Source organism: Pseudomonas sp. A0308 (assembly GCF_044218815.1).
Lineage (GTDB): Bacteria > Pseudomonadota > Gammaproteobacteria > Pseudomonadales > Pseudomonadaceae > Aquipseudomonas > Aquipseudomonas iridis.
The window spans coordinates 3,599,677-3,621,298 of the sequence record NZ_CP162581.1 but is presented as its reverse complement, the minus strand read 5'-3'; the positions used below and the strand labels follow the sequence as shown (position 1 = coordinate 3,621,298).

The 21,622-nt window shown below is 60.0% G+C and carries 19 protein-coding genes and 1 pseudogene; 10 read left to right on the top strand and 10 right to left on the bottom strand.

The genetic code is table 11. The features are described from left to right. Positions 1–153: 153 nt before the first annotated feature. A complete protein-coding gene (locus tag AB4P92_RS16645) occupies positions 154–642 on the top strand; it encodes an Lrp/AsnC ligand binding domain-containing protein (protein ID WP_003206849.1) in 489 nt (162 codons plus the stop codon). 128 nt (positions 643–770) lie between these two features. Here AB4P92_RS16645 and AB4P92_RS16640 read toward each other — a convergent pair whose 3' ends face one another. Next, positions 771–1,124 (bottom strand): YkgJ family cysteine cluster protein, encoded by a 354-nt coding sequence (locus tag AB4P92_RS16640; protein ID WP_042561739.1) that lies wholly within the window; start codon positions 1,122–1,124, stop codon positions 771–773. 146 nt (positions 1,125–1,270) lie between these two features. Between AB4P92_RS16640 and AB4P92_RS16635 the strand changes: the two genes are divergently transcribed. Continuing rightward, positions 1,271–2,581, top strand: coding sequence for an FAD-binding oxidoreductase (locus AB4P92_RS16635; RefSeq protein WP_261735535.1), 1,311 nt, complete (start codon positions 1,271–1,273; stop codon positions 2,579–2,581). Positions 2,582–2,723: 142 nt separating this feature from the next. Here the strand turns inward: AB4P92_RS16635 and AB4P92_RS16630 are convergent, their stop codons facing one another. Continuing rightward, positions 2,724–2,969, bottom strand: coding sequence for a DUF1127 domain-containing protein (locus tag AB4P92_RS16630; RefSeq protein ID WP_395597899.1), 246 nt, complete (start codon positions 2,967–2,969; stop codon positions 2,724–2,726). 179 nt (positions 2,970–3,148) lie between these two features. Here AB4P92_RS16630 and AB4P92_RS16625 point away from each other — a divergent pair, with 179 nt between their 5' ends. After that, the gene (locus tag AB4P92_RS16625; RefSeq protein ID WP_115146630.1) at positions 3,149–4,567 is read left to right on the top strand and encodes a PLP-dependent aminotransferase family protein; all 1,419 of its coding nucleotides are present in this window, start codon (positions 3,149–3,151) and stop codon (positions 4,565–4,567) included. On the opposite strand, the gene AB4P92_RS16620 is transcribed toward AB4P92_RS16625, so the two are convergent. The 3 genes from AB4P92_RS16620 to AB4P92_RS16610 form a co-directional block, all read right to left on the bottom strand. Next, a complete protein-coding gene (locus tag AB4P92_RS16620; RefSeq protein WP_395597898.1) occupies positions 4,550–6,931 on the bottom strand; it encodes a fimbria/pilus outer membrane usher protein in 2,382 nt (793 codons plus the stop codon). The two genes, AB4P92_RS16625 and AB4P92_RS16620, sit on opposite strands and share 18 nt — an antisense overlap. 65 nt (positions 6,932–6,996) lie before the next feature. Beyond that, a complete protein-coding gene (locus AB4P92_RS16615; RefSeq protein ID WP_395597897.1) occupies positions 6,997–7,704 on the bottom strand; it encodes a fimbria/pilus chaperone family protein in 708 nt (235 codons plus the stop codon). 137 nt (positions 7,705–7,841) lie between these two features. Then, entirely contained in the window at positions 7,842–8,492 is a 651-nt protein-coding gene (locus tag AB4P92_RS16610) for a DUF1120 domain-containing protein (RefSeq protein ID WP_261735532.1), read from the bottom strand. A gap of 318 nt (positions 8,493–8,810) precedes the next feature. Between AB4P92_RS16610 and AB4P92_RS16605 the strand changes: the two genes are divergently transcribed. Then, positions 8,811–10,340, top strand: a complete 1,530-nt coding sequence (locus AB4P92_RS16605) for a phospholipase D family protein (RefSeq protein WP_395597896.1) — start codon at positions 8,811–8,813, stop codon at positions 10,338–10,340. A gap of 28 nt (positions 10,341–10,368) precedes the next feature. Here AB4P92_RS16605 and AB4P92_RS16600 read toward each other — a convergent pair whose 3' ends face one another. Next, complete coding sequence (locus AB4P92_RS16600) at positions 10,369–11,511, bottom strand: MFS transporter (protein WP_042561746.1); 1,143 nt, start codon at positions 11,509–11,511, stop codon at positions 10,369–10,371. A gap of 187 nt (positions 11,512–11,698) precedes the next feature. Beyond that, positions 11,699–13,192, bottom strand: coding sequence for an aldehyde dehydrogenase (locus AB4P92_RS16595; protein ID WP_042561747.1), 1,494 nt, complete (start codon positions 13,190–13,192; stop codon positions 11,699–11,701). A 236-nt stretch (positions 13,193–13,428) separates the two neighbouring features. Here AB4P92_RS16595 and AB4P92_RS16590 point away from each other — a divergent pair, with 236 nt between their 5' ends. Continuing rightward, complete coding sequence (locus AB4P92_RS16590; protein ID WP_042561748.1) at positions 13,429–13,791, top strand: cupin domain-containing protein; 363 nt, start codon at positions 13,429–13,431, stop codon at positions 13,789–13,791. A gap of 134 nt (positions 13,792–13,925) precedes the next feature. Here AB4P92_RS16590 and rpmG read toward each other — a convergent pair whose 3' ends face one another. Further along, a complete protein-coding gene (gene rpmG, locus AB4P92_RS16585) occupies positions 13,926–14,081 on the bottom strand; it encodes a 50S ribosomal protein L33 (protein ID WP_016772554.1) in 156 nt (51 codons plus the stop codon). A gap of 11 nt (positions 14,082–14,092) precedes the next feature. Next, positions 14,093–14,326, bottom strand: coding sequence for a 50S ribosomal protein L28 (gene rpmB, locus AB4P92_RS16580; RefSeq protein WP_007920377.1), 234 nt, complete (start codon positions 14,324–14,326; stop codon positions 14,093–14,095). Between the two features lie 447 nt (positions 14,327–14,773). Between rpmB and AB4P92_RS16575 the strand changes: the two genes are divergently transcribed. Continuing rightward, complete coding sequence (locus AB4P92_RS16575; protein ID WP_395597895.1) at positions 14,774–16,360, top strand: ABC transporter substrate-binding protein; 1,587 nt, start codon at positions 14,774–14,776, stop codon at positions 16,358–16,360. 125 nt (positions 16,361–16,485) lie between these two features. On the opposite strand, the gene radC is transcribed toward AB4P92_RS16575, so the two are convergent. Further along, positions 16,486–17,160 (bottom strand): DNA repair protein RadC, encoded by a 675-nt coding sequence (radC, locus tag AB4P92_RS16570; protein WP_042561750.1) that lies wholly within the window; start codon positions 17,158–17,160, stop codon positions 16,486–16,488. 135 nt (positions 17,161–17,295) lie between these two features. Here radC and coaBC point away from each other — a divergent pair, with 135 nt between their 5' ends. The 4 genes and pseudogenes from coaBC to argB all read left to right on the top strand — a co-directional run bounded on the left by coaBC (position 17,296) and on the right by argB (position 21,581). Next, positions 17,296–18,504, top strand: coding sequence for a bifunctional phosphopantothenoylcysteine decarboxylase/phosphopantothenate--cysteine ligase CoaBC (coaBC, locus tag AB4P92_RS16565; RefSeq protein ID WP_042561751.1), 1,209 nt, complete (start codon positions 17,296–17,298; stop codon positions 18,502–18,504). Positions 18,505–18,509: 5 nt separating this feature from the next. Then, a complete protein-coding gene (gene dut, locus AB4P92_RS16560; RefSeq protein ID WP_261735529.1) occupies positions 18,510–18,965 on the top strand; it encodes a dUTP diphosphatase in 456 nt (151 codons plus the stop codon). Positions 18,966–19,254: 289 nt separating this feature from the next. After that, a pseudogene (locus AB4P92_RS16555) lies at positions 19,255–20,658 on the top strand (phosphomannomutase/phosphoglucomutase); the annotation flags it as partial. Positions 20,659–20,675: 17 nt separating this feature from the next. Then, entirely contained in the window at positions 20,676–21,581 is a 906-nt protein-coding gene (argB, locus tag AB4P92_RS16550; RefSeq protein ID WP_003229488.1) for an acetylglutamate kinase, read from the top strand. Positions 21,582–21,622 lie beyond the last annotated feature (41 nt).

The following is a 21,622-nucleotide window of genomic DNA, read 5'->3' as shown; positions in this document are numbered from 1 at the left end:
TTGTATCCCTCATCGCGGCGTGCCGCGTACGTCTGTTGTTAGAGCAATGATGCGCGCAGTGTAAGAAAGATTTGCCAGTGCTTTTCACTGTATAAGCGCCTATATTTGGCGACAATTCTCGGCAAAAACCCTTTTCACGGAGGCGCATCCCCTATGCGTACCAACACTCAGACCAAACGTGAGCTGGACAAGATCGACCGCAACATTTTGCGGATCCTGCAGGCGGACGGTCGGATTTCCTTTACCGAACTCGGAGAAAAGGTCGGCCTCTCCACCACGCCGTGCACCGAGCGGGTGCGGCGCCTGGAGCGCGAGGGAATCATCATGGGCTACAACGCCCGGCTGAATCCGCAGCACTTGAAGGGTAGCTTGCTGGTGTTCGTCGAGATCAGCCTCGACTACAAATCCGGCGACACCTTCGAAGAGTTCAGACGCGCGGTGCTGAAGTTGCCCCACGTGCTGGAGTGCCACTTGGTTTCAGGGGATTTCGACTATTTGGTGAAGGCGCGGATTTCCGAGATGGCCTCTTATCGCAAGCTGCTCGGCGACATCCTGTTGAAGCTGCCGCATGTGCGTGAATCGAAGAGCTATATCGTGATGGAAGAGGTTAAGGAAAGCTTGAACTTGCCGATTCCCGATTGATATTTGTGGCGTCTGACCTGGCCCCATCGCTGGCAAGCCAGCTCCCACAGTGATCATGGGTGTTCACCAAGAAACCTGTGGGAGCTGGCTTGCCAGCGATGGCAGCAACTCGGTTCGAAGCGAACCTGTTAGACCAGCACCTGCCGATTCGCCGCCATGTATTCGAAGATTTGCTTTTCAGCGCGTGGATGAATGAGTTCCACAGGCCCCCGCCCATTCGGGCACGGCAGCGTTTTGGTGGTACCAAACAACCGGCAAATCAGCGGCCGTTCGCCGTACACCGTGCAGCCATTCGGCCCCAGGTGCACGCAGTTCAGCTCGTCCATAGCCGCATCCTGCTCGGCGCGGGTCTTGCGCGGCAGGCGCGCCATTTCTTCGGGCGAGGTGGTCACGGGCCCACAGCAGTCGTGGCAGCCCGGCACGCACTCGAACGTGGGGATCTGCTGACGCAGGGTGCGGATTTTCTCGCTGTTGCAGCTCATCGAAACATTGACCGACGTGGAGTAGGCGGCAATTGTGCCGCAAAAGCCGTGATCCAGACACCGCGGGCCGACCAGTGTTGCCCGACTTCGCGCGTGCGGCTTATGCTCCGTCAAATTTTCTCGACACCCCGCTCAGGATGACGCCCATGACTGCCCGCGCCCACACCACCGCGAGCCAACCTCACGCAGCCTCTTATTACGCCGCCAGCAGCCTGCCGCAACCGGACCATCCGTTGCTGCAAGGCGAGGTGATTGCGGACGTGTGCGTGGTCGGCGGTGGCTTTTCCGGGCTGAACACCGCGCTGGAACTGGCCGAACGTGGCCTCAGCGTGGTGTTGCTGGAAGCGCACAAGATCGGCTGGGGCGCCAGCGGTCGCAACGGCGGGCAACTGATTCGCGGGGTTGGCCATGGTCTTGATCAGTTCACAAACGTGATCGGCGCCGATGGCGTGCGGCAGATGAAACTCATGGGCCTGGAAGCCGTGGAAATTGTCCGTCAGCGCGTCGAGCGTTTTCAAATTGCCTGCGATCTGACCTGGGGCTATTGCGACCTCGCCAACAAGCCGTCGGACCTCGAAGGCTTTGCCGAAGATGCCGAGGAGCTGCGCAGCCTCGGTTACCGCCACGAAACCCGGCTGCTGCAAGCCGATGAAATGCACACCGTGGTCGGTTCCAAACGCTACATCGGTGGTTTGATCGACATGGGTTCCGGTCATCTGCATCCGCTGAATCTGGCGTTGGGCGAAGCCGCAGCAGCGCAGCAACTGGGCGTCAGACTGTTCGAACAGTCGGCCGTCACACGCATCGATTACGGCCCGCAAGTCCGCGTGCATACCGCCCAGGGTTCAGTTCGCGCCAAGACCCTGGTGCTGGGCTGCAACGCCTATCTGAACAACCTCAATGCGCAGCTCAGCGGCAAAGTGTTGCCCGCCGGCAGCTACATCATCGCCACCGAGCCGTTGAGCGAACAACTGGCTCACCAGTTACTGCCGCAAAACATGGCGGTGTGCGACCAACGTGTGGCGCTGGATTACTACCGGCTCTCGGCGGATCGCCGCTTGCTGTTCGGCGGTGCCTGCCATTACTCGGGGCGCGACCCGAAGGACATCGGCGCGTACATGCAGCCGAAGATGCTTGAAGTGTTTCCGCAGTTGGCCGGGGTGAAAATCGATTATCAGTGGGGCGGGATGATCGGCATCGGCGCCAACCGTTTGCCGCAGATCGGTCGGCTCGCGGATCAGCCGAATGTGTATTACGCCCAGGCGTACTCGGGGCACGGCGTGAATGCCACGCACCTCGCGGGCAAGTTGCTGGCCGAAGCGATCAGCGGGCAGCACAGCGGCGGGTTTGATCTGTTCGCCAAGGTGCCGCATATCACCTTCCCCGGCGGCAAGCATTTGCGCTCGCCGTTGTTGGCGCTGGGGATGCTGTGGCATCGCCTCAAAGAGCTGGTCTGAGGGCATTGCTGCGACCCTGAAGCCGTCATCGCTGGCAAGCCAGCTCCCACAATGACCATGGGTGTTCACGATATTTGTGTTCACCCAAGAACCTGTGGGAGCTGGCTTGCCAGCGATGGGGCCCGAAAGGGCACCACACCATTCAGATCCGCCAGAATGGCTTCAACCCCTCCTCCAGCGCCTGCTCGCGCGACAACCCGACATCCTTGAGCTGATCGTTTGTCATGTTCAGCAATGCCTTGCGCGTGTGCAGACGATGCCAGTACAGGCCCCAGCGACTTAGGCCGGACGGTGCGTTGCGCATGGCGCTGTTCCACGCACTGTCCTCCTGCCCTGCCTCCAGTTCCTGACTGTGTAACGTCAGCCGCACATCGCTCAAGCCGTTCATTTTTGTCGCTCCTGTTTACTTGGGTAGCCAGAGATTCCATGATGCGCGGGTCGGCAAAAGCATTACAGATTCAGCACATCTGTATTACTTCCATACAGATTTGCTATACCTGCTACTGAATTGTCGATTTATGCCGCATCTGTACTGGTTTTTCGAATCACCTGCATCGAGGCAGTGCCATGACGCTTTATGTGAATCTCGCCGAGCTGCTCGGCACACGCATCGAACAAGGCTTCTATCGACCAGGTGATCGACTGCCGTCGGTGCGCGCACTGAGCGTAGAACATGGCGTCAGCCTCAGCACGGTGCAGCAGGCTTATCGCATGCTTGAAGACGGTGGCCTGGCCACGCCGAAACCCAAATCCGGTTACTTCGTGCCGGTCGGACGCGAGCTGCCGGATCTGCCCGCCGTCGGCCGGCCGGCACAGCGACCGGTGGATATCTCGCAGTGGGATCAGGTGCTGGAGTTGATTCGCGCGGTGCCGCGCAAGGATGTGGTGCAACTCGGTCGCGGCATGCCCGACATCAGCTCACCGACCATGAAGCCGTTGCTGCGCGGACTGGCGCGGATCAGTCGCCGCCAGGACATGCCCGGCCTGTATTACGACAACATCCACGGCACCCTCGAATTGCGTGAGCAGATTGCCCGGCTGATGCTCGATTCCGGCTGCCAGTTGAGCGCCAGCGATCTCGTCGTCACCACCGGTTGCCACGAAGCGCTGTCCACCAGCATCCGGGCGATCTGCGAACCCGGCGACATCGTCGCGGTGGATTCGCCAAGCTTCCACGGTGCCATGCAGACACTCAAGGGGCTGGGCATGAAGGCCCTGGAAATCCCCACCGACCCACTCACCGGCATCAGTCTCGAAGCGTTGGAACTAGCGCTGGAACAATGGCCGATCAAGGTCATCCAGCTCACGCCCAACTGCAACAACCCGCTTGGCTACATCATGCCGGAGTCGCGCAAACGCGCCCTGCTCAACCTCGCACAGCGCTTCGACGTAGCGATCATCGAGGACGATGTGTATGGCGAACTGGCCTACACCTACCCGCGTCCACGCACGATCAAATCCTTCGACGAAGACGGCCGCGTGTTGTTGTGCAGTTCGTTTTCCAAGACGTTGGCGCCGGGGCTGCGCATCGGCTGGGTTGCGCCGGGTCGATATCTGGAGCGGGTGCTGCACATGAAATACATCAGCACCGGATCGACCGCGCCACAGCCGCAGATCGCCATTGCCGAATTTCTCAAGTCCGGTCATTTCGAACCGCATTTGCGACGGATGCGCATGCAATACCAGCGCAATCGCGACATGATGATCGACTGGGTGACCCGCTACTTCCCCGCCGGCACGCGCGCCAGCCGCCCGCAAGGCAGCTTCATGTTGTGGGTCGAACTGCCGGAAGGCTTCGACGCCCTGAAACTGAATCGTGCGCTGCTTGAAGAAGGCGTACAGATTGCTGTTGGCAGCATCTTTTCCGCCTCCGGCAAGTACCGCAATTGCCTGCGGATGAACTACGCCGCCAAACCAACGCCGCAAATTGAAGAGGCGGTGCGTAAAGTTGGCGCAGCGGCGATCCGGCTACTGGCCCTCGACTGATTGGCAGACCGCGTCGACCGTTGCATAGAGCTTATCGGTGTCGCTGCTTGCCGGCGCGTCGACCTCGACCTGACAGGCTTGACCGATGCCGGCGTCGATCCGCAACCGCACCAGGACTGGTGCATCGGCCAGGTAAACCAGCCCGGCATCCACCACACTGGTGAGATAGTTACCTTGCCCATCCTGCACCGATGCGCCTTTGGGGACGGGCAAACCGTCAGGCGTACGCACCTGCAGCATCAGACGGCGCACGGTGTCTACGGGAAAGTCCAGGCGCGGCACGGCGCCACGTCCGGCTTCGACTTCCTGATAACCATTGAGTACATCAACATTGCGCGGCAGGCTGCGGGTGTCGATTTCGACTCGATTGGTGCGCCACGCCGACAAACTGGAAGCCACTGCCCGCCCCGCGCCATCGGTCCAGACCGGACCTTGCGGTGTGCTCAGCTGGATACCGGCATTCTCACCCGCCTTGACCAGCGCAAAAGTCTCGCGCACCGGATAAGGCGAAAGCGTCACGCCAGCTTCGTGTAGCACCAGACCACCGCGCAGCCCAGCGTCATAACGGGTCGAGCCGACGCTGTTACGCGAGTAACCAAGGTCGACACTGGTGTAACGCGGCAATGCACTGAGCCGGGCATTGAAGTCGGTTTGCCCGTTCTGCACCCGCGTCATTTCCACGCTGTAATTCAGCGTGTCGCTCAATTGTTCGGCATAACGGGTACCCGTGCGCAATCCCCGCTGCTCGTCGTGCCGGGCGAATGTGTTCACTCTGCCTTTGCTTCCCAGCGGGAAACCAACGGTCAGATAGGCACCGCCACCTCGCCCTCCCATGGCGGAACCACTGCTTTCGCGCTGAACACTGAGCGATAGATTGGCCTTGGAAAAAGTCTGCGACCATGTCGCCCCCATCCGCGAATGTTGCGTGCTGCCCTGCCCCGCATACGTTGACCAAAAGCCCGAAAAGGCGCCCCAGTCACGACTCGAGTAGTTGACCCCGGCACCCCATTGTCGCTCGCCCTGCTGGTCCAGCTCTTCTCCAGCACCCTGCCCCGTCTGCGCCAGGGTACGAAAACCCGCACTGCGTCGGCTCATGTTGATACTGGCTGACAGGCCGTAGCCCAAAGGCATCCCGAGCGCCGCTTGCGTCCTCCGGCCCTGGCCCGAATTCACGGTCATGGAATTCAGCTGCTGCACGCTGACCACCGCCCCCATGCCCAAAGCCTGCTTTAACTCCCAGCCTACGGAACGATAGTCGCCAGCACCCATGATCCCGGCGCTGAAGCCAGTCGTCGAGCCCAACAACCAGTCTTTGCTGGCCGCCACGAAGGCTGGCGCTTCGCGGTCATCATTGCGCATTCGCCGGACCTTTCCTGCCGCGAGCCCATATCCAGGTTTTGCCGGCAGGGACGGGGCTCTCAAAGAGGCGGCCGAAACGAGAAATACGTGGCGCTCACCACTTTCGGCCACAACGGTGACTTCCAGATCCAGATGACGGCTCAACAGCGGCAAATTACGCAGCGCAAACGGCCCGCCGGGTACGACAGTGGAATAGACCACCACGCCGCTCTGCCGAACTTCGACGCGCGCGGGCGAAGGTGCATGACCTTCCACGACCGAGCCGCTACCGGGATCGTCTGCCACGGCCCCGGCCAAGGCCGAGTCGGGCAAGATTTGCACACCCGTGAACGGCTCCCCCGCGAACAACGATGAACGCATGTTGAGCTGCCCGACCTGCACCTCCGCCGCATACGCCTCCCATGTGCGCGAAGCATGGGTATAGAGAAGATCGAAACGCTCGACACCCGCAGATGAGTTGTAGTTCTGCCGACTGCGCACCACCCAGTCGGCGGCATTGAATCCCAACTCGGTAGCAAGGTTTAGATATTGGGTCGACTGGCCAAGGCTGGAGTCGCTCACCACTAGCGCGTCGTAGTTGAATAACCCGGCACTGCCGCCCGATTGCCAGGCGCGCGTGCCAGACTTTGGTTCAAGCAGCAAACCTGTCGGTACCAACAGCATCACTCTTTGCGAACCGGGATCAAGCCGTACCTGCACGCCAGGCAGATGCTGGTCCACGTGAACACAGCTGCCATTATTGGCGTTGTCGGGCAAGCCGGAAGGTACGGCAATGGACGCCTGATCCAGCAACCGGTTATCGAGACATAGCTGCCCGTCGCCATCAAATCTCGCCACAACCGAACCCATAGCCCTGCCGTTGACCTCAAGCGCCACTCGACTACGTCCGGCCGTGAAACGGGGTTCCACGCCGAAAAACCGGGCGGTGGCAGGGTCGATACCGCGAGCTTCCAGTACCGCCGGGTCGAATTCGGTATATGTCTGAGCAGCTGCTACTGAAGGCATCAGGAGGACCGGTGCCAGCCAGCCGGGGACGGCGCAAAATACCCGCAGGAGCAGCGCGCTGCGTTTCATTTTTGAACGATCAACGGCGCGTCGTAGCTGTCGACGGCAAAACCGTACGTTGTCGCCGGAAACAACCGTACGTGGCTGCCCAATGTCGACGATGTGTCGAGCATCAGCACTTCGCCCGGCAGAATGTAAGTGCGTTGCAGATCGAGCGTGACGCCACCGGGAATCAGATTCACCGCTTTGGACAGCCTGACCACATACGGACTCGGGTTACTCACGCGAACTTGCTGGCCGGCAACGCTCCAGACCAGGCGCTTCCAGGGCATACGGTCGATAGCCAGGTTGGCCGGCCGGACAATCACCGGGATGTTCTGGCGCACGGTCAGATGCACCTGCGCGCCGCTCCCCCCTTGCCGCGGGCTGATCCCTTCGAATACCACGCGTTGCAGGCGCTCGGTTTTCAACGGTCCGACCTCCCGCAAAATGAACCGCACCTGCTGACTTTTGCCCGGCTCGACACGAGCCACCGGCGGATTGAGCAATAGCAGCGGCTCGGCATCCTCAGGAATGTGCTCGATGGTGCTGTAGAGCAGTGCCGGCTGGTCGTCGGAGTTGCGGACATTCAGGGTCGCCTCCCCCGACGCTTGATCGACCACCACAACCGGCGTTTCCGGAACCATGCCAGCGGCATGGCTACTGGTGCTCATGAATGACAGGCACACGGCTACGAAGGCGACAGGCACCTGGAAAGAAAAAAGGGGATACATGAAATTCTCCAGCGGGCATCGGCCGAATGCGCCAGGCGATTTCGGCCGATACCTTGATGCGAAAAAATACGCGCTAACGCTGTTCAGGCCCTGCGAGGCCCATCACGCGATCCGCATGGGTTCGTCAGTTTTTCGACTCAGAGGTAGACCACGTCGAAAGTCACCGAACCATCGAGCTGGAACTCATCGGTGGTCGGCGGCAGATCGGCGGTCGGGCGAATCGCTGCCGCGACCTGCATCGGGAACGTGTGCAGCCGAGCAGCGGCAGGACCCGCCGCAGCACTTGGCCCCCACGAATAAGTGATAGGTGCGTTGGATACCAGGCCGGCGGCCGGTACACGCCAAACGCGGTTTTGTGGGCTGCGTACCAGGAAGGTTTGTGGCGTGCCATCGGCCAGTGGCTGGCCGGTCAACAGACCGAAACCGCCAATGCCTATACCCTTTGTGCTGCCTAGACCGTAATAAAGCGTGTCAGAAGTCCGGCCATTGAACGTCAGGCCGGACACTTTGGTGGCGGCACGGTTGTCAGTCGCCGAGATTTCAACCGCCGCCGGTGCATCGCACGCAACCTTTAGGGTGATGTCCCTTGGGGGCAGATCGTTCTGCTGAGTCGCGCTCAGACTGGCGGAAAAAATACGCCCCAGATTAACGTTGCCGCCACCGGCGAATGCCGGAACGCAGGACGTTGGAATCACTGTGCCGGAGATCGTCAGGTCGAGGGTGGTGGCCTGAGCTGCAAAGGGTGACAGTGCCAATAGCAAGGCACTGGCTGCATAGAGTTTTTTCATTGTTATTTACCGGTTGATGGTTGGGTACATACACAGGTCGTTTCAGGACGTTGCGCAGTCCTGAGCGGCCGTTATGCCCGCACATCATTCCCGGTTCAGAGAGGCTTTTCTGTAGGTTCCAGTCACCTGGCAGGCATAGCGTTTTCGACGTACTGCGTAGTCCTTTTCAGCGGGCATCGACAGAGCCGACTCAAAGTCCAGAGTGAATTTAATCTGAACAAAGAATGTCCTACGCCCGTGCCATACTTCGACCTTCGACCCGCCATGAGATGATCCTCCTTGAGATCCAGAACGGTCCTACTTTTCCCTGTACTTCTCATGCTCCTGCTCAGCAGTTGCGCGAGCCTGAACGTCCCACGCGAACCGAGCCAGGCATTGCCAGCGTCCGACTCGGCTTTCGGCCGGTCGGTTCAAGCTCAGGCGGCGCCGTACGGAGGGCAATCCGGTTTTCGTTTGCTATCCAACAGCACCGAGGCGTTCACCGCCCGTGCCGAACTGATTCGCCACGCGCAACGCAGCCTCGATTTGCAGTACTACATCGTGCATGACGGCGTCAGCACACGGATGCTGGTGGAAGAATTGTTGAAAGCCGCCGACCGTGGCGTACGCGTGCGGATTCTGCTCGACGACACCACCAGCGACGGTCTCGACCAGATCATCGCGACACTGGCGGCGCACCCGCAAATCCATATCCGTCTGTTCAATCCGCTGCACCTGGGGCGCAGCACCGGCGTGACCCGGGCTGCCGGACGACTGTTCAACCTGTCGCTGCAACACCGGCGGATGCACAATAAGTTGTGGCTGGCGGACAACAGCGTGGCCATCGTCGGAGGACGCAATCTGGGCGACGAGTACTTCGATGCCGAGCCGAATCTGAATTTCACTGACATCGACATGCTCAGCGTGGGGCCGGTGGCCGAGCAGCTCGGGCACAGTTTCGATCAGTACTGGAACAGCGCGTTGAGCAAACCCATCGACGAGTTCCTCAGCAGCAAACCGACGGCCAGGGATTTGCAAAACACCCGCATGCGCCTCGAAGGGTCGCTGGAGGAAACCCGAAAGCAGAACCACGCGCTGTATCAGCAGTTGATGACGTTCAAGACAGACCCGCGCATGGACATCTGGCGCAAAGAGCTGATCTGGGCGTGGAACCAGGCGCTGTGGGATGCGCCGAGCAAGGTGCTGTCCAAAGGCGAGCCAGACCCGCAATTGCTCCTGACCACGCAACTGGCACCAGAGCTTACGGGGGTCAGCAAAGAACTGATCATGATCTCGGCCTATTTCGTACCGGGCCAGCCGGGGCTCGTGTACCTGACCGGGCGTGCTGATGCCGGGGTTTCGGTAAGCCTGCTGACCAACTCGCTGGAGGCCACGGATGTACCGGCGGTGCATGGCGGGTATGCGCCTTATCGCAAGGCGCTGCTGGAGCATGGCGTAAAACTGTTCGAACTGCGCCGCCAACCGGGGGACGGTGGCGGCAGTGGCCCGCATGTGTTTTACAGCAAGTCCTTTCGCGGCTCGGACTCCAGCCTGCACAGTAAGGCGATAATCTTCGACCGGCGTAAATCGTTTATTGGCTCGTTCAATTTCGACCCTCGCTCGGTGCTGTGGAACACCGAAGTCGGCGTGCTGGTGGACAGTCCGCAGCTTGCCGAGCATGTGCGCGAACTGGCGCTGCAAGGCATGGCGCCGGCACTCAGCTACGAAGCGAAATTGCAGGATGGGAATATCGTCTGGGTGACCGAGGATAACGGTCAGATGCACACGCTGAGCAAGGAACCGGGGAGTTGGTGGCGCCGGTTCAATGCGTGGTTCAGTACCAGCGTTGGCCTGGAGCGAATGCTTTAAAGATCAAAAGATCGTCCGGTCTTTTGATCTAAGCAGTCTGTGCCGAGCCGAAAGCGCCTTGGCGCGACAGCAGAATCACCAACCCGAACGCCCCCGCTGCCATCAACCAGGGCAACGCATGCCCGCTGATCCACTGACTGCCCGCCCCGGCCGCCAACGGCCCGATCAGACAGCCAACGCCCCACAGTTGCGCGATATGCGCATTGGCTCGCACCAGCGCGTCATCACGGTAACGCTCACCGATGAGGATCAGCGACAGCGTGAACAAACCACCGGCACTGGCGCCAAACAACACCCACAGCGGCCAGATCAGCAACGTGTCGATCAGCATCGGAATCGCCAGGCTCGACAGCATCAACACCACCGCGCACCCGGTGAACAGGGTGCGCCGCGACAGGTAATCGGCTAACGCGCCAATCGGCAATTGCAGCAGCGCATCGCCCACCACCACGGTACTGACCATCGCCAAGGCGATTTCGGCGGTAAAACCCTGTTGCAGGCAATACACCGGCAGCAACGTCAGGATCATCGCCTCGAACGCGGCAAACAACGACACCGCCCAGGCAATCGCCGGCAGCTCGCGGGCAAAGCCCCACAGGTCGCGGAAGGTCACGCTGCTCGCTTCACTGCTCGGCGCACCGCTACGGCGCAGCAACAGCAAAGGGGAGACCATCAGCAGCGCGACACCGACCCAAAATCCGTAATCGTCTTCGGTGCCGAGCGCGCCCAGCAGCAAAGGGCCAGATAGCTGGCTCAGCGCATAACTGCTGCCATACAGCGCCACCAGTCGACCGCGCCAATGCTCGACCACCAGCTGATTGATCCAGCTCTCGCCGAGGATGAACACTATGGTCAGGATCACGCCGATCATCAGGCGCAGCACCAGCCAGACCGGATAGCTCGGCAATAGCGCCAACAGGCCAATGGACAGCGCTCCGGCCCACAGGCACAGACGCATCAGGTTCGCCGTGCCGAAACGCGCCGCCAGGTGACTGGAGATTTTCGCGCCCAGCAACACGCCAATGGCCGGCATCGCTGCCATTACGCCAATGGCGAAGGCGCCGTAGCCCCAGCCCTCCAGACGCAACGACACCAACGGCATGCTGACCCCCAGGGCCAGGCCGACACTCAAGACAGACGCCAACACGGCGAAATACGTCGCCCACCGCATGTTCCACGCTCCTGTGGATATTCTTTTTGTATTCACCCAAAACACTGTGGGAGCGAGCCTGCTCGCGAAAGCCGTTTCACATTCAGCACTTGGGCTGACTGATAAACCGCTTCGCGAGCAGGCTCGCTCCCACAAGGGATTTCTGCATGGCTGGGGAGCCCGACGGAATTAGGCTCCCTTCAACGGTTTACAGTTTGATCCACGTCGCCTTCAGTTCGGTGTACTTGTCGAACGCGTGCAGCGACTTGTCACGACCGTTGCCCGACTGCTTGAAGCCACCGAACGGTGCAGTCATGTCGCCGCCGTCGTACTGGTTGACCCACACGCTACCGGCGCGCAGCGCCTTGGCGGTCAGGTGTGCCTTGGAGATGTCCTGAGTCCACACCGCAGCGGCCAGGCCATAAGGCGTGTCGTTGGCAATCTGGATGGCTTCTTCAGCCGTGTCGAAAGCGATGACTGACAGCACCGGGCCGAAGATCTCTTCCTGTGCGATCTTCATCGCGTTGCTCACGCCGTCGAAAATCGTCGGCTCGACGTAGGTGCCACCGGTTTCCTGAAGGATGCGCTTGCCGCCAGCCACCAGTTTGGCGCCGTCGGTATGACCGGACTCGATGTAGGACAGCACGGTGTTCATCTGCTGGGTATCGACCAGCGCGCCGACGTTGGTCGCCGGATCCAGCGGGTTGCCCGGCTTCCAGGCTTTCAGCGCCTCGATCACCATCGGCAGGAATTTGTCCTTGATCGAACGCTCGACCAGCAGACGCGAACCGGCGGTGCAGACTTCGCCCTGGTTGAAGGCGATGGCGCTGGCGGCCGATTCGGCAGCGGCTTGCAGATCGGGAGCATCGGCAAAGACGATGTTCGGGCTCTTGCCACCGGCTTCCAGCCACACGCGTTTCATGTTCGATTCGCCGGAATAAATCATCAATTGCTTGGCGATCTTGGTCGAACCGGTGAACACCAAAGTATCCACATCGTTGTGCAGGGCCAGCGCCTTGCCCACGGTGTGGCCGTAACCCGGCAGCACGTTGAGCACGCCTTTCGGAATGCCGGCCTCGACAGCCAGCGCCGCGATACGGATGGCGGTCAGCGGCGACTTTTCCGACGGTTTGAGGATCACCGAGTTACCGGTCGATAGCGCCGGGCCGAGTTTCCAGCACGCCATCATCAGCGGGAAGTTCCACGGCACGATGGCGCCAACCACGCCGACTGGCTCGCGGGTCACCAGACCCAGTTGATCGTGCGGCGTAGCTGCGACTTCGTCGTAAATCTTGTCGATCGCCTCACCGCTCCAGCTCAGCGCTTGCGCCGCGCCCGGCACGTCGATGTTCAGCGAATCGCTGATCGGCTTGCCCATGTCGAGGGTTTCGAGCAGGGCCAGTTCTTCGGCGTGCTGCTTCAGCAGGCCGGCAAAACGGATCATGGTGGCTTTGCGTTTGGTCGGCGCCAGGCGCGACCACACGCCGGAATTGAAGGTAGCGCGAGCATTTTCCACGGCGCGCTGGGCGTCGGCGGCGTCACAGCTGGCAATTTTGCCCAGCAGACGGCCATCGACCGGGCTGATGCATTCGAAAGTCTCGCCGGAGACGGCGTCGGTGTATTCGCCATTGAGGTAGGCGCGGCCTTCGATCTTCAGGTCGCGGGCGCGTTGTTCCCAATCGGCACGAGTCAGGGTGGTCATTCAGGTGTCCTCCTCTTGTTGAATACGAGCGCCGCGCGATCTTCGCCGACGTCCTCAGCAATTCTGCCCGGCCAGCCTGCATTTCGGCCCGAGGCACCCGCCACCCTAAACCAGCGGCCGGGTTTGTTTCAATATATTTGACATAAGGCGGCTATACGACCTTGCAGTGTTGATTTTAATCAACATAGACTTTGGCCTTTTCCAGCCTTGCGCCGCATTTACGGGAGATAACAACAATGAACATCCAGAACGTCGTCGACATCAGCCTGACCTCCAGCGAAGCCGAACGCTATCGCCCGGACCCGGCCAAAGTACTCAAGGGCGATCCCGAGCAGGCAGTGTTCCATCAATATGAAAGTCCTTGCGGGCAGATGGGTGTCGGCGTGTGGGAAGGTGCGGTGGGTCAGTGGACGGTGAACTACACCGAGCATGAATACTGCGAAATTCTCCAGGGTGTTTCGGTGCTGCGTGACAGCGACGGCAATGCCAAAACGTTGCGCGTGGGTGATCGTTTTGTAATTCCGGCAGGGTTTCGCGGCACTTGGGAGGTGCTGGAGGCTTGCCGCAAGGTCTATGTGATTTTCGAACAGAAGGGCTGAGGATTTTCGCTGGCTGATCTGCCCCATAGCAGGCAAGCCAGCGATGAGGCCCGGACGGGCGCGACAAAACCTGAAAAACAAAAAAGGCCCGTATCGTGAGATATGGGCCTTTTTTGTAAGTCGGGAAAAATCAATTACTTGATTTTGCCTTCCTTGTACATCACGTGCTTGCGAACAACCGGATCATATTTCTTGATCTCGATTTTGTCCGGGGTAGTACGCTTGTTCTTGTCGGTAGTGTAGAAGTGACCAGTACCGGCGCTCGAGATCAAACGAATCAATTCACGCATGATTAGCTCCCTTAAATCTTGCCATCGCGGCGAAGTTCGGCGAGCACGACAGTGATGCCACGCTTGTCGATGATACGCATGCCTTTGGCAGATACGCGCAGACGCACAAAACGTTTCTCTTCTTCAACCCAGAAGCGGTGATGCTGCAGGTTCGGCAGGAAACGACGACGGGTTTTGTTGTTTGCGTGGGAAATGTTATTCCCAGTCACCGGACCCTTACCGGTAACTTGACATACTCTCGACATGCCTCAGCCCTCTAAAACCACATGCCCAACCCGGCATGGGTTGGCCGCTTAATCTCTCAGTCATTTGGCGCCAGGCGCCGCGTTTCTTTAGAGGTCTTACCGGCTACACCTACAGTGAAGGAACCGGGCCCCTAGAAAAGAGCGCTGCTTTATACCAGAAAGACTGGGGTGCAACAACTTTCCGTGTGCAATCAATCCACAAAAAGACGCAGATTCTGCTCGCGAACGCCTTGGACAAAGGCCGGGAAGGGGTTTTACCACTCGTCGAAGAAAACCGCTCATGCGCCCGATTCTGGCTAGTCGTTGCACCGAGCACACGCCGGAACTGCGTAAAAACGTCTGCGAAAATACAAAAGGGGATAGTCATTTGCAATCGCGACCTCTAGGGTAGGACTTTTCCAGACTGCACTTGCAGATGGGCCTTCGATCTGTAATAGGAAACCGACCATGCGCCTCGCTGCCCTACCCCTGCTGTTCGCCCCGCTCCTGCTGAGCCCTCTGGCCCAGGCCGCCGCACTGAGCGTCTGCACCGAGGCGAGCCTTGAAGGCTTCGATGTGGTGCAGTACAACTCGCTGACCACCACCAATGCGTCGGCCGATGTGCTGATGAACCGCCTGGTTGATTTCGATACTGCCAGCGGCAAGGTCATCCCGAGCCTGGCCGACAGCTGGGAAATCAGCACCGACGGCCTGACTTATATCTTCAAATTGCACCCGCAGGTCAAATTTCATACGACCGAGTACTTCAAGCCAACCCGCGAGCTGACTGCCGAAGACGTCAAATTCAGTTTCGACCGCATGCTCGATCCGGCCAATCCCTGGCACAAAGTTGCCCAAAGCGGCTTCCCTCACGCGCAATCGATGCAACTATCGGCACTCATCAAGAAGATCGACGCGCTGGACCCACTGACTGTGCGCTTCACACTTGATCACCCGGACTCGACGTTTCTGGCGACCCTGAGCATGGGTTTCGCCTCGGTCTATTCCGCCGAATACGCCGACAAACTGTTGAAGGCCAACGCCACCGACAAGCTCAACAGCCAGCCAATCGGCACCGGCCCGTTTGTCTTCACGCGATTCCAGAAAGACGCCGCGGTCCGCTACAAGGCCAACCCGGACTACTTCCGTGGCAAGCCCGCCGTGGATCCGCTGATCTTCGCGATTACGCCAGATGCCAACGTGCGCCTGCAAAAACTGCGACGCAATGAATGCCAGATTGCCCTGTCGCCAAAACCCTTGGACGTAGAGGCTGCGCAGAAAGAGCCGACGCTGAAAGTCGAAAAAACCGACGCATTCATGACCGCCTTCGTCGGCATCAACAGCCAGCATCCGCCACTGGACAAACCGGAAGTGCGTCAGGCGATCAACCTTGCCTTCGACAAGGCCAACTACATCAAAGCCGTGTTCGAAGACACGGCTGAAGCAGCCAACGGCCCTTACCCGCCAAACACCTGGAGTTACGCGAAAAACCTGCCGGGCTACCCTCACGACGTAGCGAAAGCCAAGGCACTGATGACCAAGGCCGGTTTGAAGGATGGCTTCCAGACCACCATCTGGACGCGGCCGTCGGGCAGTCTGCTCAACCCGAACCCGAGCCTGGGCGCCCAGATGTTGCAATCGGATCTGGCGCAAATCGGCATTCAGGCGCAAATCCGCGTGATCGAATGGGGCGAGCTGATTCGCCGCGCCAAAGCAGGCGAGCATGACCTCTTGTTCATGGGCTGGGCCGGTGATAACGGCGACCCGGACAACTTCCTCACGCCGCAGTTTTCCTGCGCCGCAGTCAAGTCCGGCACCAACTTCGCACGCTACTGCAACGCCGATCTCGACAAGCTGATCAGCGCCGGCAAGACCACCAGCGAACAAGGCGTGCGCACCAAACTCTACGAGCAGGCGCAGGCGCAGATTCAGCAGCAGGCACTGTGGCTGCCGCTGGCACACCCAACGGCGTTCGCGCTGACACGTAAAGACGTTCAGGGTTACTCGGTAAGCCCGTTTGGCCGGCAGGACTACTCCAGGGTCAACCTCAAGTAACCGTCACTCTATAAACCTGTGGGAACTGGCTTGGCAGCGATGAAGGCGGCACATTCAGAACGGATGTTGCCTGTGCGCTATCGCTGGCAAGCCAGCTCCCACAAGGTTGCGCATGATCCTGAGACTTACATCCAGCCGCACTCCGCCATCGACAGAGGCTCACCCTCCCCCACGATGAAGTGATCGAGCACCCGCACATCAATCAGGTCCAGCGCCTTTTGCAAACGCTTGGTCAACAACTGATCCGCCTGACTGGGGTCGCTGTTCCCGGACGGGTGGTTGTGACAAAGGATCACCGCCGCCGCGTTATTGGCCAGGGAACGCTTCACCACCTCACGGGGATGTACGCTGGTATTGTCGATGGAGCCGCGAAACAGCGCCTCGAACGTCAACACTTGATGCTTGGAGTCCAGAAACAGACAACCAAATACCTCGTGCGGCTCGTGGCGCAGCATCGATTTGAGGTAATCGCGAACCGCCTGCGGATTCTCCAGTGCGGGTTTCCTGCGCATGCGCTCAGCCAGATGCCGACGGCCCATTTCCAGCACCGCCTGCAACTGCGCGAACTTCGCCGGCCCTAATCCCAGCTCCTTGCTGAATTGTGCAAGATCGGCCTCCAGCAACACGCGCAGGCTGCCGAATTGAGTCAACAGGTGTCGCGCAAGATCCACCGCGCTTTTTCCAGTGACGCCAGTGCGTAAGAAGATCGCCAGCAATTCGGCGTCGGAAAGGCTCGCAGAGCCCTGTTCAAGTAGCTTTTCCCGCGGGCGCTCCGCCGCAGGCCAATCGCGAATACTCATACACTTTCCCTGTCTGTGGGCGCCGCTGTTCCGTAGCGGTCGCTGTGATATCTTAGCCCATCTTTTTTGCGGGCGGATTCACCCTGGGGAGGGGGTTTCGCCACGTATGTCACCCACGAAATCAAAGGCAGACCTATGCAGCGGCTGTATCGGAAACGCATCGTTCTGGGCGTCGGCGGCGGCATCGCTGCCTACAAGAGCGCCGATCTGGTTCGTCGCCTGATCGACCAGGGCGCCGAAGTGCGTGTGGTCATGACCCATGGCGGCGCCGAGTTCATCACCCCGCTGACCATGCAGGCCCTGTCCGGGCACCCGGTTCACCTGGATTTGCTCGACCCTGCCGCCGAAGCGGCGATGGGCCACATCGAACTGGCCAAGTGGGCCGATCTGGTGCTCATCGCCCCGGCCACCGCCGACCTGCTCGCCCGACTGGCCCAAGGCATCGCCAACGATTTGCTGACCACGCTGGTGCTGGCCACCGACGCCGTCGTGGCGGTCGCGCCGGCAATGAATCAGGCGATGTGGCGCGACCCCGCGACCCAAGCCAACCTGCAACTGCTTCAAAGCCGCGGCCTGAAGACGTTCGGCCCGGCCTCCGGCAGCCAGGCCTGCGGCGACGTCGGCATGGGCCGCATGATGGAAGCTACCGATCTGGCGCAGTGCGCGGCGGACTGCTTCCAGCGTCAGGCGCTGACTGGCAAGCACGTCGTCATTACGGCCGGCCCGACCCAGGAAAACATCGATCCGGTGCGCTACATCACCAACCATAGCTCCGGAAAAATGGGCTTCGCCCTGGCCGAAGCGGCGGTGGAAGCCGGCGCCCGCGTGACCTTGATCAGCGGCCCGGTGCACCTGCCGACCCCGGATCGCGTCACGCGCATCGACGTGGTCAGTGCCCGCGACATGCTCGCGGCGTGCGAATCCGCGATCCCTTGTGACGTGTTCATTTCCTCGGCAGCGGTTGCGGATTACCGTCCGGAAGTCATCGCCCCGCAAAAACTCAAGAAAGATCCTACGAGCGGCGACGGCTTCGTCCTGCAAATGGTGCGCAACCCAGACATTCTGGCCACCATCGCGACCCGCCCCGATCGTCCATTCAGTGTCGGTTTCGCCGCCGAGACCGAACATCTGCTCGACTACGCTGCACGCAAGCTGAAGGACAAGAATCTCGATCTGATCGTCGCCAACGACGTCGCCAACCCGAGCATCGGTTTCAACAGCGAAGAAAACGCCTGCAGCGTAATTGACCGTGAGCTTCACGCCACGGTTTTCGCCCAGACCAGCAAGAGCAAGATCGCTCGCCAACTGGTCACTTTTATCGCCGAACGTCTGAACCAGGTTTAATTTACATGCACGCTTTGCAAGCCAAGATCCTCGACCCACGCATCGGCACCGAATTCCCGCTGCCACAATACGCCACCCCGGGCTCCGCCGGCCTCGACCTGCGCGCCATGCTGGAGCAGGACATCGTGATCAAACCGGGTGAAACCGTGCTGATCCCGACCGGCCTGTCGGTCTACATCGGTGACCCGAACCTCGCCGCGCTGATCCTGCCTCGCTCGGGCATGGGCCACAAACACGGCATCGTGCTGGGCAACCTTGTTGGCCTGATCGACTCCGATTACCAGGGCCCGCTGATGGTTTCCTGCTGGAACCGCGGCCAGACCGATTTCACCATGGCCGTCGGCGAACGCCTGGCGCAACTGGTGCTTGTGCCGGTGGTACAGGCGCATTTCGAGATGGTTGAAGAGTTCGTCGAAACCGAGCGCGGTACCGGTGGTTTTGGCCATACCGGCACCAAATAATCCGCGTAGGAGCTGCCGCAGGCTGCGATCTTTTGATCCTGTTTTTAAACAATCACAGTCAAAAGATTGCAGCCTGCGGCAGCTCCTGCAGGGGGAAATTTGCGTTATTTCAGCGACAGGTTTTAGCACCGCCAATCAAGGTTTTGCCGGACAAAAGCCACGCCAGCCGAGGCGTCATGGCCCTTTCACACCACGAACTCTCTGTGGAAAACGCCGTCATACCCTTCAGTTTGAGCCTGCCGTCGAGTGAATCGTCGGTGTGACCCACCACTTTCGAGATGGAGCATTTCCGCAGATGAGCACCCCAGCCAAGATTGCCCCGAAGCTGCCTGACAGCATCTTCCGCGCCTATGACATTCGCGGCACCGTGCCGGAATTCCTCAATGCCGAAACCGCTTACTGGATCGGCCGCGCCGTCGGTTCGCAGAGCCTTGCCCAAGGCGAGCCCAATGTGTCCGTCGGTCGCGACGGCCGCCTGTCCGGGCCGGAACTGGTCGCCGAGCTGATCCGCGGTATCGCCGAGAGTGGCTGCCACGTCAGCGATGTCGGCCTGGTGCCCACTCCGGCGCTGTACTACGCCGCCAACGTCTTGGCCGGCAAGTCCGGCGTGATGCTCACCGGCAGCCACAACCCGTCGAACTACAACGGCTTCAAGATTGTCATCGCCGGCGACACTCTCGCCAACGAACAGATTCAGGCTCTGCACGAACGCCTCAAGACCAACAATCTGAGCAGCGGCAACGGCAGCGTCACCCAGGTCGAGATCCTCGACCGCTACAACACCGAGATCGTCCAGGACATCAAACTGGCGCGACGCCTGAAAGTCGTGGTCGATTGCGGCAACGGCGCAGCCGGCGTGATTGCCCCGCAACTAATCGAAGCGCTGAACTGCGAAGTCATCCCGCTGTTCTGTGAAGTTGACGGCAATTTCCCCAATCACCACCCGGACCCAGGCAAGCCGGAAAACCTCGTCGACCTGATCGCCAAGGTCAAGGAAACCAACGCCGACATCGGCCTGGCGTTCGATGGTGACGGCGACCGTGTCGGCGTAGTAACCAATACCGGCAGCATCGTTTTTCCGGATCGCCTGCTGATGCTGTTCGCCCGTGACGTGTTGGCGCGCAACCCGGACGCGGAAATCATCTTCGACGTCAAATGCACCCGTCGCCTGGTACCGCTGATCAAGGAGTACGGTGGTCGGCCGCTAATGTGGAAGACTGGTCATTCGTTGATCAAAAAGAAAATGAAACAATCCGGCGCGCTGTTGGCCGGTGAAATGAGCGGGCACATTTTCTTCAAGGAACGCTGGTTCGGTTTCGACGACGGTATTTACAGCGCCGCACGTCTGCTGGAGATCCTCAGCAAGGAAAAATCCACCGCGGAGGAGCTGTTTGCGACCTTCCCGAACGATATTTCTACGCCGGAAATCAATATCCATGTGACCGAAGAGAGCAAATTCAGCATCATTGATGCATTGCACGACGCACAGTGGGGCGCAGGCGCCGACCTGACCACCATCGACGGCGTGCGAGTCGATTACGCCAAAGGCTGGGGCCTGGTGCGCGCGTCCAACACCACACCGGTGCTGGTGCTGCGCTTCGAGGCCGATGACGAGGCTGAACTGCAGCGCATCAAGGATGTGTTCCACGCCCAACTGAAACGCGTTGCACCTGATCTCCAACTACCGTTCTGATCCACCCGGAGCCCTGAATGACCCTCGAACGCGAAGCCGCCGCCCACACCGCCCAGGTCCTGTCCGAAGCGTTGCCTTACATCCGACGTTATGTCGGCAAGACCCTGGTGATCAAATACGGCGGCAACGCGATGGAAAGCGAGGAGCTGAAAACCGGCTTCGCCCGCGACATCGTGCTGATGAAAGCCGTGGGCATCAACCCGGTCGTGGTTCACGGCGGCGGCCCGCAAATCGGTGACCTGCTCAAGCGCCTGTCGATCGAAAGCCACTTCGTGGACGGCATGCGCGTCACTGACGCCGCGACCATGGACGTGGTTGAAATGGTTCTGGGCGGTCAGGTCAACAAAAGCATCGTCAACCTGATCAACCGCCACGGCGGCAGCGCCATTGGCCTGACCGGTAAAGACGCCGGACTGATTCGTGCGAAGAAGCTCACCGTTACCCGCCAGACTCCGGAGATGACCCAGCCAGAAATCATCGACATTGGCCAAGTGGGCGAAGTGGTCGGGATCAACACCGAGCTGTTGAACCTGTTGGTCAAAGGCAATTTCATCCCGGTGATCGCGCCAATCGGTGTGGGTGAGAACGGCGAGTCGTACAACATCAACGCCGATCTGGTGGCCGGTAAAGTTGCCGAAGCGCTGAAAGCCGAGAAGCTGATGCTGCTGACCAACATCGCCGGCCTGATGGACAAGTCAGGCACGGTTCTGACCGGCCTGAGCACCCAGCAGGTCGACGATCTGATCGCCGACGGCACCATCTACGGCGGCATGCTGCCGAAGATCCGTTGCGCGCTGGAAGCGGTTCAGGGTGGCGTGGGTAGCTCGTTGATCATCGACGGGCGCGTGCCAAACGCGATCCTGCTGGAAATTTTCACCGACACCGGTGTGGGTACGCTGATCAGTAATCGCAAGCGCCCGTAAGTAACTGGTGCAAACAAAAAGACCCCGCTCAGCCTGGCTGA